We start from the raw sequence: 15,843 nt of genomic DNA, 5'->3' as shown, positions 1-15,843 counted from the left end.
ACCAATGACTAATTTTTATACAAAATACTTGCGTATATCGACGCAGTTATGTCAGGATAAGTCTGCATGAGCCAATCAAAGTACATTCTATGATGAAAAAATGGACAATTAGCTTAATGCTAATGACAAGTGTCAGTAGTTTAGCTTGGTCGTTGAGTGCTAGGGCTAATTTTAATGGCAAGCTGATTGTGGAAATCGATGGATTACAAAATAAACAAGGACAAGTCTGCGCCAGTATCTTTAGTAGTAGCCAAGGATTCCCCAGTGACCGTAAACGGGCATTACAAAAGCAGTGTACTCAGATTAGCGAAACGCCTTTAACGCTTACTTTTGATAATTTAAAAGCTGGTAGTTACGCCGTAGCTGTAATTCAAGACCTGAATGGTGATGGTACTCTCAATCGGAATAATTTAGGGATGCCTGTTGAACCTTTTGGATTTTCCCTCAACCCAGAAGTTCGCAACAGCGCCCCCAAGTTTGGTGATGCAGCTTTTATATTGGCAGGTCCCAGCACTGTTATTCAAATCCAGATGAGAAAGTTATGAGTACAGAGTGCTGTTAGCGATAGCGGGGCGTTTAGCACGTGCTGAGAAATTCTTAATGAGCGAATTTTGAATTGATTACTCCCTCATCTGCCTACTCTCCACTCTCTATTCCCTACTCACCTCTTAACGCGCATCCTGTGGGCTATTTTCTGCTAGGCTTGCCTTCTCTACACTCCGCATTTTATTCATCTGAGTTAGAGCATACTTTGCAGTTGCCTGTACTTCTTGATCAGGATCATCTAAGGCGTGAACTAACATTTGGCTCATTTGGGACATCATGTCATACACGCGGGTTAAATCACGGATGGCATTTTGTCGAACTTGTGGGCTTTCATCCTGTATGGAGACAGCAAAAGCTTTGTTGATTGGTTTGAGCGATCGCACGTTAATTTCTGATAAAGCCGCCAAAATTAAGTTACGCTGTTGTGAATCAGCATCAATCAACATGTTTACTAGTGGCTGAATTGCACGGGAATCACCTTGTTGTCCCAAATCCCAAATCGCCTTGTGTCGTTTTGTTGGGTCGGTACTACGTAAATCCTGAATCAACTCCTCAACTATGTTGACTTTAGCAAGACGAGATGTCGGTTCTATAGGCATCATTGTTGCTGGAACTGATGCTTTGCCTGTTTGAGAACCATTGTTGGCGTGAACACCGTTTTCTTGATAACTTGTTGCGTGGGCTAACTCTTTTAAAACTGGTGTGATTTGCTGTTGTTGCGTAGGGCTTAAAGCTTTGTGTATGGAAGGCTTACGTTGCTTTTTCTGTTTTTGTGGGTCAAACCATCGCAATAGATATAGAGTTGCGCCGACAGTTCCTAAAGTTCCCAAACCCAATATTGACCACCAAAGAAAATCTCTCAGTCCTGAATCAGAGTTATTTTGGCTGGGAGGGGTTGTGGTAGGAACGTCAAAAGCTGATATTAGGCTTGTTGGTTTAGTGCTGCTAGCTTTTAGGGAGGTTTGCAGGGTTCTTCTAGTAGTTATGTCCGCGATCCCATCTACTCTTTTTAAACCCTTGGCTTGTTGAAATTTTGCTACAGCCGTTTTCGTACTTTGCCCATATTTTCCATCTACAACATCACTGTAGTAGCCTAGCCGACTTAGTTGAGTTTGTAATCTCTGTACATCTGGCCCTTGTCTACCTGGCTCAAGCACGACTTGAGTAGTTGAGATGGAACTGACTTGTGCCAGTTCTAATTTTTCTGGTGTGAACTTAGTTGTGGCTGTGCTGGCTGGAATTGAATATAAACCCACACAAGAAAAACAGGTAAGTATGAAAAGTGAGGAGTATTGTAGCCTCATATTAAAAGTTAGAGCCTAAATGAGTTATTTACAACGTAAGTTTATCTAGGTGTTATCTGTTATTTTGACGGAAAAATCTAACCTAAGTTGCTAGTAATATATCGTATTTTGTCTGGTTATTTTATTTTTTTCTTGTAAATCTACGGTATATTTTCTGATTTAGACTCTCTCACTTGTATCGCTAAAGGATTAAATTTTTTACCAGATGTCTCAGTAACTAGCGGCTTCAATGTTACAGATGCTTCTTCTAGAACAGGTTGTGTATGTTCTCCTGACAGATTATCACGCTGATTAATTAGATAGATACTAACTAAGGTAAGAAATACTCCTACCCATTGCAAAGTACTGAGAACTTCTGAGAGTAAGAGATGACCAAACAAGAGGGCAAATACAGGGGTAAGGAAGGTAAGAGAACTCAGACTGGTGAGACTACCACTAGAAGCGAAGTAGAAAAATAATCCATAGGCGATCGCACTACCAAAAACGGTAGCATAAGCCAAAGCCAGCCATTCAGAACCAACCAAATTCTCCCATTGTTGAGACTCCACTACAGAGGAGATTCCCCACAATGGCAACCCACCCAAAATCATGTGCCATCCTGTAGCCGTCACTGGGTCAACATAACGAGTCACAAATCTAATTAATACCGTCCCCACCGCCATAGATAAAGCCGCTAACAACATTAACCCTTCCCCACTAGCAAACAGGTCTTGCCAGTTACCAAGTGTCACACTTGCACCTGTACCTAAGAATCCGTAAATCAACTCATCCGGTAAGCCAATTAAACTAATACCTGTTACGCCTAAACCTAAACCCAGCCATCCCCATAAACCGATGTGTTCTTGAAATAACCACAACGATAGCAACGCCACAGCCAAAGGTTGGGAGTCAATCATGACTGAACCTAAACCCGCACTAGTACGGACTAATCCCTCAGCTAAGAATCCTTGAAATAAAGTTCCATCTACTAGCCCAAATAAGGCTATCCATAACCATGCTTCCCAACTACTGGGTTGGGGTCTACCTAAAAGCGCCGCAGCAATTAAAATCAAGATTCCCGCCGGTACTAATCGAACCCCCGCCATAAAAAACGGCGTGGTATGAGGCATAACTCCCTTCATCGCTACCATTGCTGTCCCCCAGAGAAAAAACGGGGCAATTAACAAGATTGTGGATATGGGGAATTTAGATGCACTGAGTTTCAGTTGCATGGATTTACAGGTTGCAGAGATTACTTTTACCAATTCTACCCAATTGTGTCTTTTTGTGAAGGAATAGTTTTGGAGTCAGTGATGCTAGATTTTCAGGGCTGAAGTTCTTACTACAAACTTGTTATTTTTAATCACCTTGAGCGAACCCTGTCATTACGTAGATAAATATCCCTCGACTTATTAAAAGCTAGCAACTATGAGTACAGATAAAATCACACCATAACAAATGCGTAGAAGCCATGTAAGAAATAACTAAGCATCTAAAACATGATATGAGGTAACAATGTTTACCCTCATGAGCCTAAAATTTTTATATCGTCCAATCTTCTAGTTGCAAATTAGGAACTTTGGCAAAATCCTTATGATTGCGTGTTACTAAAATACCATTTACAGATAAAGTAATGGCTGCAATACGTAAATCTTGTGTACCTATACGGATTCTTTGACTTACCAGTGCTTGATAATGATTGAGTGCATCGTGATTGAAATTTATTACATTGATGCTTTGAAAAAAATTCAAATTAGTCAGTAACCTTGTATAAGCTGATAGTAATATTTCTGATGACTCAGCTTTTCTAATAATATTGAGTCTACCTCTTATCTGTTCTTCAACTGTGATTATAGTTATAGCAATATCTTGAGAATTAATCTGATTAATACGCTGAACTACATTAGGATGTTGCCGTTGAAAAAGAGAAACATGATCTGTATCAAGTATCCACAAACTCACTGCTTTTCATCCTCAGCATCCAGTTGATGATAATGTTGTTCCATTTCTGAATCAAGTTCACGACGATTTGCTTCTATATTTTCTAACACTTCATCAAATAGAGGATCATCTTTGAACATACCAGCAAATTTCATCCAAGGATGTTCTGTTTGGGGAGGTTCAATTTCTAAGGTAACTATTTTGGCTCGCTGCAAACGCTCTTGCAAAAGAGGTTTTAGTTTTTCTATTGCTTCTTCTTCTGTTGCACCTGAGCTTTTACAGTCTGCTATACCTATTACTGTTGCACTTACCGTACCATCTTGTTCATTTTCTATTAATATATCATAAGCAGATTTATGTTGATTTTGAATCTTATTACTCTGAAAAGATAACATATAGTTCGACCTCATTTTATATAAATTATAACTTATGGAAATAATTAATAGGTGCGTTAATAAAATAACGCACCCTACTTTTCAGGAGTATTGAGGTAGCAGATTTCTTTCTAAATGTGTGACTAATTTCACGCCAAACTCGGCTTCAAATACTCCTTTTTTGAAGTCTAAACTCCAGAGTTCTAAATCACAATCATCATCTGGTTGTGATGGATAAATTAACAAATTGACCTGCTGAAAGTGGGGATAATAATCACATTTAATTTCAGATACAGCCCCAATTTGTCTTCTATCTAATGCTACTGCTAATCTTAATAGTGCGCTGAGTTGACATACAACTTGACGATGTTCTTTACTCAACATGTTACGGAAGTTATCATGCTTTTTCTTGGGTGGTGATTTGCGATGATAACGGGCTAGATTCGCAATAATTTCTATCTCAGTTTCGTTGTAACCAAGTAACTCACTATTACGAATGAGATAGTAAGAGTGTTTGTGGTGTGATGAATGGCTAATGTGATGACCGCAGTTGTGTAAAATTGCCGCCGCCCATAGTAGTCTTCTTTCATTACTTCCCCAATGGTGAAGTAAGCCTTGGGTTTGGTCAAATAAACTTAGGGCAAAGTTGGCAACGCGATCGCTATATGCTAAATTAACTTGATACTTGCTTGCCTGCTTCAACACACTACGTTGGCGGATCGAACTTTGAAAGCGTAATCTATCTTCAATTAAGCCATTGCTTAACATCCAGTCAACGATTACACCTTCCCGCAATGCGCGACTGCAAGCTGTTAATGACTCCACACCCAACAGTGCCATCGCTTCTTGTAAGATGACTGCACCAGCAAGTATGACTTCAGACCGTTTTTCTGGCATACCAGGGATGGCGGATCTTTCGGCGTTGGTCATTTTCCGCAAGCGATTTACCCACTCTCTGAGGTCTGTCAGGGTGAATTGATAGCCGTTGAGGGTCGAGGGTACTGTTCCCAGTTTTTCCCGCGCATGAATCATGGCTATAGTTTCAATCGTGCCGGATGTGCCGATTAAGCGGGGAGACTCGCCAGATTTGACATTTGTTAGGACTTCTTCCACAGAACGTTCTAGCATTCCCCGCGCGTAGGCTTGCAGGTATTGAAACTCAATATGGCTGATGGGGTCTGTGGTGATTAACTCGCTAGTGAGTCTTACCGCACCTACTTTTGTGCTGGTAAGGGTTCGCGGTTCTTGAGAATCACCGAGAATTAATTCTGTTGAACCGCCGCCAATGTCGATAATTAGGTGCGGCTGGTTGTGAAACTCCATCCCCGACAGCACACCCAGGTAGATGCGTCGCGCTTCTTCTTGACCAGAAATTAAATCAACACTTAAACCCAACTCGGTTTGTATCTGATGGAGAAAATCTTTACCGTTGGGTGCTTCCCGCACTGCACTAGTTGCCACGGCAATTAGGGTTTCCGCATTGGCAATTTTAGCGGCTTCTTGGAAGCGCCTCAAAGTAGCGATCGCTTTTGCCATCACCTCTGGTTTTAATTCTCCAGTAGCAATATTGCGATCGCCCAACCGCACAGTTTCCTTTTCTCTGGAAATAATGCTAAAAGCTGGTAGTGTCGGGTCAATTTTTACTACTACCATATGCAGAGAATTGGTTCCCATATCGATGGCAGCAATAATCCGATGTTGCTGAACTGGTTGAGTGCTGACACTCTCCCAACTTGATGAAACTAAATTCACCATCTAGTCTTCTCGCTATATTCAGGATGGATGGAAATGAATGGCGTGTCGGGGTAGTTGGCACTGATACACGTTGCAACACACTTGTTTTCAGGCGGACGTAGCCGGAATTACCTGATGTAAGTATATTCACCCTGTCGTTTACAATTTTAGTGACTATTTAGTTAATTTGACTTAAAGTCGTCACTGAATAGATTGTGTTTTTATAAATATCAAATAAAGTTATTCTATAGATGTAAAGATATGTAAAGCAAGGGAGATGAGGGAGTAGGGGGAGAAAAAACTAATGACCAATGACCAATGACCAATGACTAATGACCAATGACTATTGACTATGTTAGAAAGCAAGCAAGAACCAGTGTGGCTAACTATTTTCCGTCTTTTGCGATGGCATAAACCGGAAGGACGCTTAATTTTGATGATACCTGCCCTTTGGGCTGTGTTTTTGGCAGCCGCAGGTAAACCACCTTTACCTTTGGTGGGTGTGATTATTTTAGGTACTCTGGCTACCAGTGCAGCTGGATGTATCGCAAATGATTTGTGGGATAAGGATATTGACCCACAAGTGGAGAGAACCCGCGATCGCCCTTTGGCAGCTCGTACCCTTTCCATAAAAGTTGGTATTGCCGTTGGTATTATAGCTTTATTTTGTGCAGCGATTCTGGCTTTTTACCTTAACCCCCTAAGCTTTTGGTTATCTGTGGCGGCTGTACCTGTGATTTTGTTGTATCCGGGTGCGAAGCGCGTGTTTCCTGTGCCGCAATTGGTACTCTCTATCGCCTGGGGTTTTGCGGTGTTAATTAGCTGGAGTGCAGTCACCCAGAACATTTCTCAGCCTACTTGGTTACTGTGGGGTGCTACCTTATTCTGGACATTGGGATTTGATACAGTTTACGCCATGAGCGATCGCGAAGATGATCGGCGCATTGGTATTAATTCTAGTGCCTTATTTTTTGGTGATTATGCACCTTTAGCAATTGGTATTTTCTTTTTAGGTACAATTATTTGCCTCGCTTGGTTAGGTGTTGCCATTCATCTACATTTAGCATTTTGGATTACCTTAGCAATTGCCACATTTGGTTGGGTTTGGCAGTTTGTACGCTTAAGACAGCCAAAATTACCTAATCCCGCCTATGGTGAGATGTTCAGACAAAATGTTTGGCTTGGTTTTCTTTTACTGGCTGGGATGATAGTAGGTTCTTTTTAACAGTTATCAGGTGATGTTCATTGTTGACTGTTGACTGCTGACTATGGACTGATTAAATCCTCATTCCTAAATTTTAAGTATTATTACATAATCAACTTTACCAAGACTTCACTAAAAATTAGTATTTACCCTGATTTGACAAAGTTTTAATCAAAATATCTGCGATCGCCTCCGAAATATTACGAATATAGTTTAGTAGTTGGGTATATGGTTATAAAACTTAGACTTACCCAACGCTATGAAGCGATCGCTTACACTGACGCAAATCCCATCGCACCTAGTCAAAGCCATCATGATAGTTTTAATCTCTTTTGGCAGCGTTGGTGTTGTCGGAGGGAGTTTCTTTCTTAAGAAAGCTTTTAGTAGTAGTAACCAACTAGAAGTAGTTACTGATACTTCACGTTACCAAGAAATTCGCAATCAACTTTGGACTAGTCAGGACGAGATTAAACACTTCCCAACAGAAGTATCGGCGGAAGTTGAGAATGTACGTCTAGCTTATTCACCTGGAAGTTCACAAACTGGTAGTTATTTCCAAGTCAGGCTGAAAGACTCACCACAAAAGGTTCAACAACTATTAACTCAATACCGCAAACTGGCTAAACATCAATATAGAGGCGGTGATACTAATGTTCACGCCAATTTACCCAACGGTGTGCCAACTACTTTTTTCTACACTGGTGAAACTGCTGAATCTTTTCCCCCTTCCTATGAAATACTTGTTTTGAATGCAGAGGATAAAGGTAGACCAGGTTTTAAGTGGAATCACGGTGATAGCTATGGTGTAGCTATTGATAGTTCAGCTTCAGAAATTATTTATTGGGCTGAAAAATGGTAAGTGATGTGGAAATGAAGGGGATGAGGGAGATGAGGGAGATGAGGAGGATGAGGGGGATGAGGGAGAAATTTTTACTCAGCACTCATAACTCACCACTCACTACTCATCACTCAGCACTCACTACTCAGTGAACCATCAAACGCACACCACCGGGTGGGGCAAATACTATTCCTCGACGCACAGGTTTAAGAGGAACTTTATCTAATAATTCGAGTGAGTATTGGGAGAGGATAGTAGCTAATACTAACTTCATTTCAAATAAAGCAAATGCCATTCCTAAACAACGACGATTACCACCACCAAAGGGGATAAATTCGTAAGGAGAAAACTGACGTTCAAGAAACCGTTCCGGCTTAAAACGTTCAGGTTCTGGATAAATATCTGGGTGATGATGAGTTAAATATACACAAGGTGAAATCATCATCCCTTTTGGTAAGTTGTAACCCATGAATTTCATCGGTTGTTTGAGAACACGCGGGAAGGTAAAGAAGGCAACAGGTGTAATTCGTAATGTCTCTGAACAGACAGCATTTAAGTAAGGTAATTGAGTAATTGCTGTAGGATCTGCATTAGCTACATCAATAGAATTTAGTTCTTGCAGTAACTTCTCGCGGACTTCGGGAACGTAATGAATCCAATATAATGCCCAAGAGAGAGCGATCGCAGTTGTTTCATGTCCAGCAAATAGCATAGTCATCAACTCATCGCGTAACTCTACATCAGTCATAGGTTGACCATTTTCATCACGCGCTGATAATAGCAAGCTGAGGATATCTTCACTATTAGCCTCTGGTTGCTGACGACGTTCCCGAATTTCTTGATAAAGGAGTTCATCAAGCTGCTGTCTGCGACGGATAAACCTACCCCAAGGAGTCCAAGGCCCTAAATCGCGTTGTAATGATTTAAAGAATAAGAATACAACACTGATGGGTGTGTTAAAGGAATCCAACATTTCCACTAAGACTTGCTTAATTTGTTGGTAACGTTCCCCTTCCTGTAAACCAAATACTGTACGTAAAATTACTTGCAGAGATATATCCTGCATACAGGTACGAGCTGTAAACTGTTTGCCAATAGCCCATCGGCTAGTGACTTGCCCCGTAATATCACGGATGACTTGACCATAAGCCCGCATCCTTTCCCCATGAAACGGAGGCATTAATAGTTTACGCTGTTGCAGGTGGCGATCGCCATCTAACAAAATTAACGAGTTAGCACCCACCAAAGGTTGAACTACAAAATTTCCTGAACCTGATTCAAATAACTGAGCATCAGCCGTAAAAAGTTCTTGAATAGCTTGGGGATTACTAACAATTATCTGTTTAGGAAACACACCTAAATCAGAAGTGAATATATCACCATAGCGCTGTTCTATCTCTTGTAGAGTTTCGATAGGTCGCAAAATTATTTTAATAATTTGTAGCCATTTAAAGCTACTACTCCCATCCGGTAGTTTGACAGCAGCCTCATTTGCTGAATTTTCTTGTAAGGTAATCATAAGCTGTTGAGTGTTAACTGTTGACTGTTGACTGTTGACTATGGACTAATGACTAATAACTAATAACTAATGACTCTTGACTATTAACCAATGGTAAACCTTTAGCTGCTGTTAGTTCTGGCGGCGGAACTTCGCGCTTTGAACTTGTGAGGTATTGCCCATCCAGAATTGGCTCAACTACCTTCATTCGATGTGTAGTACTGTAATAACGATGAGTTTGTTGTGTTTGTTGTAATTCTTGGATACTCTCGTTAGAGATTTTCTTGCGTAGTTTAATGATGGCATCGATAACTGCTTCTGGTCTAGGTGGGCAACCAGGAATATATACATCAACTGGAATTAACTTATCGACACCGCGCACAGCCGAGGGAGAATCAACACTAAACATTCCCCCAGTAATTGTACAAGCGCCCATTGCAATCACATACTTAGGTTCTGGCATTTGTTCGTAGAGGCGTACCAAATTGGGCGCATATTTCATGGTAATTGTACCTGCGGTAATCATTAAGTCTGCTTGGCGTGGTGTAGCGCGGGGAATCATGCCATAGCGTTCCATATCAAAGCGGGACGCATAAGCCGCCATAAACTCCATGAAACAGCAAGCTGTACCAAACATCAGTGGATACAAACTGGACATTTTCGCCCAGTTATAAAGGTCATCTACTGTAGTTAGAATGAAGTTCTCTGATAAATTCTGAGTCACTTCGGGACGTTCAGCCGGGTTGATGATTGTATTAGTCATGAGGTTCCCCTTAAATTGAGGCTATTGTAAGTTTTTCAGCAGTTTTGTTCGATATAGCAGGCCCTTATCCCATGAGTACACACTAGCGCCTAACATTTATTTCCTCATCTCAACGAAACGTACTTACGGAAAGAAACGCTATAACTACAGTCTCCACTGCAAGAGGAAACTACGCCAGTAAAGATAAAGGCGTTAAGGCTCTAACTTAAGCGCGGCGCTAATAAGATTTACGTATGAAAACGAAAAATTAAGGCTTTTAACAAGGTAAGGGCGTACAACAGTACGCCCTTACAGATAATCAATGTATTAAAAGATTGATTGAATTGGGATAAAAGCTTATATTGCAAAACCCTTATACCCAGTCTTCACAAATAATCTTGATGTGTAAGTCCTAAGACTATGAGTCAAGATTTTATCCAAAATCTAAAATCCAAAATTGGTATAACATATCTCTTTTGTAAGCTTTTTTACACATTTTGCTCATAAATTTACTATTCCTGAAAAGTATTTGGGTTTAAATCGATAGGAAAAAGAAAAACTTCTTTATTTGCCTCACCTTGGATTTTGTGATGCAGTTCAATTGCTTTTGTTAAACTGCAATATTTTATTGGAACCCAGTACCCATCGCTGAAAAAATATAGGACAACCCGGTGATTTAGGTATTGATCCAACGGAAGTGGAATTTGCCAATTTGAAGTCAACATCTAATTCTGAAGGAGTATTTTTACGATGAAAAGCACTAGTTATCTGGTTTATTCTTACTCATACTATTGATATAAACTTATGATTCCGAACCATCTGTAGTTAGGTTACGTATTATTACAAAAGTTATATTTCTCACTTAATAGAATTTGCTCTTATGCCTTTTCTCAAGCTATAAGACAGCCTAACAGGCTAATATTTTTATATTTTTTTATGTTTGGTATTACACAATACAAAATGCTTTGAAAAGCAATTATTTATAAATAATTGCGTAAAATATGCGCTAGCTCTAATAATTAAAAAAATAGATTATGAGCATTTGCAAGCGCAGGAGTGAAGCTGACATATACGCTGTTATGTCTCGTATTATTTTACGTAGTCCTGTTGTCTAAAGATTTACTTTATAAATAAAATAGTCTCTCATCAAATCAATATCAAAACCAACCCGTTCTCCTTGCGATGTTTGGAACTCCAACGGAATAAAAGTAGGGTCTGTAGCTACTTTAAGAGATTTAATATCTGATTGTGTATCAGAGATAAAACTATTACAGGCAATAATTAATAACAGACAGCATAAGTACAGAATTAGATTTCCTATATTAATCATAGATTGGCAACATGGTATATGGTCAGGCGATCGCAAATACATGAATTTCCGTATCGGTATAATAAAAATCTCAGCTTTAGATAACTAGTTGTTTATACTATGAGTAATTTAACGTAAATGTTATTATTGACCCAAGACATGGATCACCACGGTAAAATCCAGTGAAAAAAATACTAATTTTGGCTGCTAATCCTACAAACACTCTTCGCCTACGTGTAGATCAGGAGGTAAGAGATATTGACGAAGGATTACGACGCTCACAAAAACGTGACCAGTTTAGCTTGGAGACAAAGTTAGCTGTTCGTCCTAGAGATATCCAACGAGCGTTGTTAGATGTCAGTCCACAAATCATTCATTTTTCGGGACATGGCGCAGGAGAAGAAGGACTAGTTTTTGAGGATGAGATGGGGAATCACAAGCTAGTAAGCGGCTCTGCACTAGCTAATTTATTTAAAATATTTGCTGAAGATATCGAGTGTGTGTTGCTGAACGGCTGCTATTCAGTAGTGCAAGCAGAAGCGATAAATCAACACATTAACTATGTTATTGGTATGAATCGAGCGATCGGTGACAAAGCTGCTATTGAATTTGCAGTGGGTTTTTACGATACGTTAGGAGCCGGAAAATCGATTGAAATGGCTTACGCTGTTGGTTGCGCTGCTATTCAATTAGAGGGAATCGAAGAAAATCTGACACCAGTTTTACTTAAGAAAACACAACTACCCAAGACTGTAGAACCTTTATCTAGCCAACCAGAGAATCGAGCGATCAAAATTTTCTTTTCCTACGACGAAAAAGATAAAGAATTACAAGATGAGTTGGCAAAGCATCTAAAACTAATGCAGAGAGAGGGAACTATTCAAGCTTGGCATGGACACGACATTTCCGGTGGTAGTGACAAAGAAAGTGAAATTGAAAAACATTTAAACTCAGCCCAGATAATTTTGCTACTGATTAGCCCCGATTTTATTTTTTCAGAAGAACTTTGGGAACGTGATGTAAAAAGAGCAATGGAACGTCATCAAGCAAAAGAAGCTCGTGTAATTCCAATTATTTTGCGTCCAGTAGATTGGGAAAAAACACCATTTGGGAGACTACAACCTTTACCAAAAAATAGACAGCCTGTAACAACATGGAAAAATCAAGATGAAGCATTTGCAGAAATTGCCAAAGATATCCGCCAAGTTTTAGCTAACTAGTATTCAATATAATTATTCATTAACAAATATATTTATTAGTTAATAAAGAAAATTTTAGAAGGAGATTTAAATTGAATTAAAGTTAGCTGCATCAATTTTCCTGTTAAGTTATTTTGCCATTTAAGTTACATTCATTGTATATTTAAATACCAATAATCGTGACTAATGTGACACATACTCAGGTAAGCCAAGCAATTGAAATTTTCTTTTCCTCTTCCAATTCTGAAAAGGATGAAATACTCAGGAAGGAACTTGTAAAGCACTTAAGTACCTTAGAAAAAGATGTAGAAATTATTTCTTGGTACGAAAGTCAAGTTAGTGCAGGGAAGGACACTGATGATGAGATTAAACAACATTTAAGTTCAGCCCGTATAATTCTTCTACTTATCAGCCCAGATTTTATTGCTTCCGATAAGCTTTGGGAGCGCGATGTAAAAATAGCTATGGAGAGGCACGATGCGACAGAAGCTCGTGTTATTCCTGTACTACTTCGTAAATGCCTTTGGCAACGTAAGCCACTGAATAGACCGATACAAACTCTGCCAAAAGACGGGAATTTTATCAAAAGTTTAAGCAATGAAGATGAAGCATTTACAGAAGTTGCTCAAGGCATTAAGGAGACTATCGACGAAATTTCTCGGCTAACAAAGAAATCGCTAGACCAACTTCACCCTCCAGAAACTCCCACAACAAAAACCACACCTCAAGAAAATAGCCAAACTAAAGAAAAGAAGAACTGGCTCAAGGCTATTCATTGGTATGGTGTTCGTAACGTTGTTGTGAGCAGTATGTGGGTAAGTTTCCTAATCATATTTGTACGCTTTTTTGGACTTTTGGAGCCATCAGAGTTTTGGTTGTTTGACAATATGATGAGATATAAATTGCCCGAAGACCAAGATGAAAACATATTAATTATTCAAGTTACATCTGAAGATATAAGTAATCAGGGTTCAGACCCACGACAAGGTTCTTTAACAGATAAAACCTTACTTAATATACTCAATAAACTACTAAAAAATAAGGAAAACATTAGACCAAAAGTTGTTGGCATAGACATATATCGTGATTTTGAAACTAAAAATCAAGAATTATCTGAATTTTTAAAAGATAACAAAAATAATCCTATTTTTGGTATTTGCTATGTGGGTGATGAAACTCAACAAAATCGTTATGGAGTTAAACCACCACCAGAATTACCCAACAACCGCGTAGGTTTTAGTGATTTTCTACCAGATAGGGATGGTATAGTTCGTCGTCATATCCTCAGAATGGGTGACAAGCAGACTTCTTCTCTTTGTAGAACAAATCCTGACCGTAAACCAATTAAGAATGCTTTTAGCCTAAATTTAGCTCTGCACTTTTTAGACCAATCTGAACAAGAAGCATTTAAGAATGAAACTGATTTAAAAATTAATAACACTTCATTTGAAGCACTTTACAGTGACTACCGTAGTGGCTATTCGATGTTCGCCGATTTTGATGGGTATCAAATACTACTAAATTATCGTATACATTGCGAAAGTGGAGCTACCTGCTCTCCTGAGAATTTTGCAAAAAAAGTCACAATTGCTGATGTCCTCAAAGATGATTTCATCACAAGGTACGGAGAGTTTATCAAAGATAAGATTGTTTTAATTGGAGTAACAGACTCTACTTATGAAGCACCTTGGACTACTCCTTTATATTCTAAAAGTCATCGACAAGTACCAGGGGTAATTATTCAGGCGCAAATGGTCAGCCAAATTATAAACGCAGTATTAGAAAAACGTCCTTTATTGCAAGTTTGGCCTATTTGGTTGGATATATCTTGGATTTTTGCCTGGTCATTAATTGGAGGAACTTTATTCCAAAATTATAGTACAAACAGAAAGTGGACTGTTGTGGGTATAATAACTTTATTCACTATACCTTTTAGTTGCTATATGGTGTTTATTATTCCTATGATTTGGATACCTTGTATTCCTCCTATTTTGAGTTTTTTAAGTACAGGAGGATTCGTATTGTTTATAAAGTTAAAATCTTCAAAACCCAGAAAGTTTTAAATAAATTACCAAACTATTTTTTATGCTTAAATTATCCTTACCCATAGTAAATTGGTTGAGAGCCATTATAAGCTTGATTCTGGCAATTATTATTTTTATAAGTTATCCGACACCAGCAATAGCACAGCAAGACGACAGAAACTTTATTCAAGTTTTTTTCCAAGCTGTGACGGATGCTGTGAAAGGGCGATCGCAGCGCAAAGAACTGAAAGCACCTAATGGTCGTTCACGAGGAGGTGCTGGTAGAGGTCGCTGTCCTGCTCTTATATCTTTAGACAATAATGAAATCCCATTGACTGCTTTTGTACCCACAATACAAGAACAACAAATATCATCATCCGAGGTAGATATAGTTTGGGGTACGACAACCGAAGCATATCCAACCTTCTGGTTTTACATTCCTTATTCTTATAAAGAGTCAGAAATTGAGTATGGAAAATTTGTTTTATTAAACCAAAATCAGGAAATTATTGCAGGGCCAATCTTAGTAAAAATTCCTGAATCTAATCAACCTATCCTGGCAAAATTTACCCTACCAAACACGGTTCCTCCCCTCAAAGAAAATCAAGAATATAACTGGTATTTTTCCATCATCTGTAATTCTTTGAAACCATCGAATAATCCTGGTGTTGTAGGTTGGATTCAAAGAACTAAACTAGGCTTCTTTCCGCCAAAAAACAATTTATTTTATATCGAAAGAGGTATTTGGTATGATATGATAACACGGCTATTGACTACTAAAGATTTGCAAACACAATCACAGGAAGACAAACTAGGGCTTGTTAAGTATATATTCAAAGATGTGATCAAGAAACCAAAGATAAGTGAAAAAATTAGTGAAGCAGAAAATCTAGATGAAATAGCAAATAAAATCGTTAGCTTTCCTATCCAAGAATTAGTTCCTGTTCCAAATCCCACATCCATGCAAAGTTAAATTTAGAGGATGTCTGAAGACTTTTTCGTGTTGTGTTTAAGACTAGTAGATTCCCCTAAATCCCCCTTTTCAAGCTATCCATTACCCGGATCTTTCTCAACATTTATCAGAGTATTCACTCACGCTTTTTCTAACCCTGATTACTTCGTTCTTAATTCTCAATAAAAAGCCAATTTTA

The 15,843-nt window shown here is 38.9% G+C and carries 13 protein-coding genes; 6 read left to right on the top strand and 7 right to left on the bottom strand.

Annotated elements, in window-relative coordinates:
• The first annotated feature begins 89 nt into the window (after positions 1-89).
• A complete protein-coding gene (locus NSMS1_RS11435; RefSeq protein WP_224093243.1) occupies positions 90-545 on the top strand; it encodes a DUF2141 domain-containing protein in 456 nt (151 codons plus the stop codon).
• Positions 546-668: 123 nt separating this feature from the next.
• Here NSMS1_RS11435 and NSMS1_RS11430 read toward each other — a convergent pair whose 3' ends face one another.
• The 5 genes from NSMS1_RS11430 to NSMS1_RS11410 form a co-directional block, all read right to left on the bottom strand.
• Positions 669-1,802, bottom strand: a complete 1,134-nt coding sequence (locus tag NSMS1_RS11430) for a peptidoglycan-binding protein (protein WP_317986590.1) — start codon at positions 1,800-1,802, stop codon at positions 669-671.
• A 188-nt stretch (positions 1,803-1,990) separates the two neighbouring features.
• On the bottom strand, positions 1,991-3,061 hold the full coding sequence (locus NSMS1_RS11425; protein WP_224093241.1) for a DMT family transporter: 1,071 nt from the start codon (positions 3,059-3,061) through the stop codon (positions 1,991-1,993).
• Between the two features lie 310 nt (positions 3,062-3,371).
• Positions 3,372-3,791, bottom strand: coding sequence for a type II toxin-antitoxin system VapC family toxin (locus NSMS1_RS11420; RefSeq protein ID WP_224093240.1), 420 nt, complete (start codon positions 3,789-3,791; stop codon positions 3,372-3,374).
• Entirely contained in the window at positions 3,788-4,165 is a 378-nt protein-coding gene (locus tag NSMS1_RS11415) for a type II toxin-antitoxin system HicB family antitoxin (RefSeq protein ID WP_224093239.1), read from the bottom strand. Before NSMS1_RS11415 ends, NSMS1_RS11420 begins: the two co-directional genes overlap by 4 nt.
• A gap of 81 nt (positions 4,166-4,246) precedes the next feature.
• A complete protein-coding gene (locus tag NSMS1_RS11410) occupies positions 4,247-5,899 on the bottom strand; it encodes a Ppx/GppA phosphatase family protein (protein WP_224093237.1) in 1,653 nt (550 codons plus the stop codon).
• 331 nt (positions 5,900-6,230) lie between these two features.
• Here NSMS1_RS11410 and NSMS1_RS11405 point away from each other — a divergent pair, with 331 nt between their 5' ends.
• Complete coding sequence (locus tag NSMS1_RS11405) at positions 6,231-7,103, top strand: 4-hydroxybenzoate solanesyltransferase (protein WP_224095204.1); 873 nt, start codon at positions 6,231-6,233, stop codon at positions 7,101-7,103.
• A gap of 238 nt (positions 7,104-7,341) precedes the next feature.
• Positions 7,342-7,941 carry a hypothetical protein gene (locus tag NSMS1_RS11400; RefSeq protein WP_224093235.1) on the top strand — a complete coding sequence of 200 codons (600 nt, stop codon included), beginning with the start codon at positions 7,342-7,344 and terminating at the stop codon, positions 7,939-7,941.
• A 124-nt stretch (positions 7,942-8,065) separates the two neighbouring features.
• Here NSMS1_RS11400 and NSMS1_RS11395 read toward each other — a convergent pair whose 3' ends face one another.
• A complete protein-coding gene (locus NSMS1_RS11395) occupies positions 8,066-9,439 on the bottom strand; it encodes a cytochrome P450 (RefSeq protein WP_224093233.1) in 1,374 nt (457 codons plus the stop codon).
• A gap of 52 nt (positions 9,440-9,491) precedes the next feature.
• Positions 9,492-10,181, bottom strand: a complete 690-nt coding sequence (nuoB, locus tag NSMS1_RS11390) for an NADH-quinone oxidoreductase subunit NuoB (RefSeq protein ID WP_224093231.1) — start codon at positions 10,179-10,181, stop codon at positions 9,492-9,494.
• A 1,470-nt stretch (positions 10,182-11,651) separates the two neighbouring features.
• Here nuoB and NSMS1_RS11385 point away from each other — a divergent pair.
• The 3 genes from NSMS1_RS11385 (at position 11,652) to NSMS1_RS11375 (ending at position 15,665) form a co-directional block, all read left to right on the top strand.
• Positions 11,652-12,689 carry a TIR domain-containing protein gene (locus tag NSMS1_RS11385; RefSeq protein ID WP_224093229.1) on the top strand — a complete coding sequence of 346 codons (1,038 nt, stop codon included), beginning with the start codon at positions 11,652-11,654 and terminating at the stop codon, positions 12,687-12,689.
• 158 nt (positions 12,690-12,847) lie between these two features.
• Positions 12,848-14,731, top strand: a complete 1,884-nt coding sequence (locus NSMS1_RS11380) for a CHASE2 domain-containing protein (RefSeq protein ID WP_224093228.1) — start codon at positions 12,848-12,850, stop codon at positions 14,729-14,731.
• A 22-nt stretch (positions 14,732-14,753) separates the two neighbouring features.
• Positions 14,754-15,665: a DUF928 domain-containing protein gene (locus NSMS1_RS11375; RefSeq protein ID WP_224093227.1), complete on the top strand. Its 912-nt coding sequence runs from the start codon at positions 14,754-14,756 to the stop codon at positions 15,663-15,665.
• Positions 15,666-15,843: the final 178 nt, after the last annotated feature.

The organism is Nostoc sp. MS1 (assembly GCF_019976755.1).
Taxonomy (GTDB): Bacteria; Cyanobacteriota; Cyanobacteriia; order Cyanobacteriales; family Nostocaceae; genus Trichormus.
This window is presented reverse-complemented; position numbering and strand designations above follow the sequence as displayed.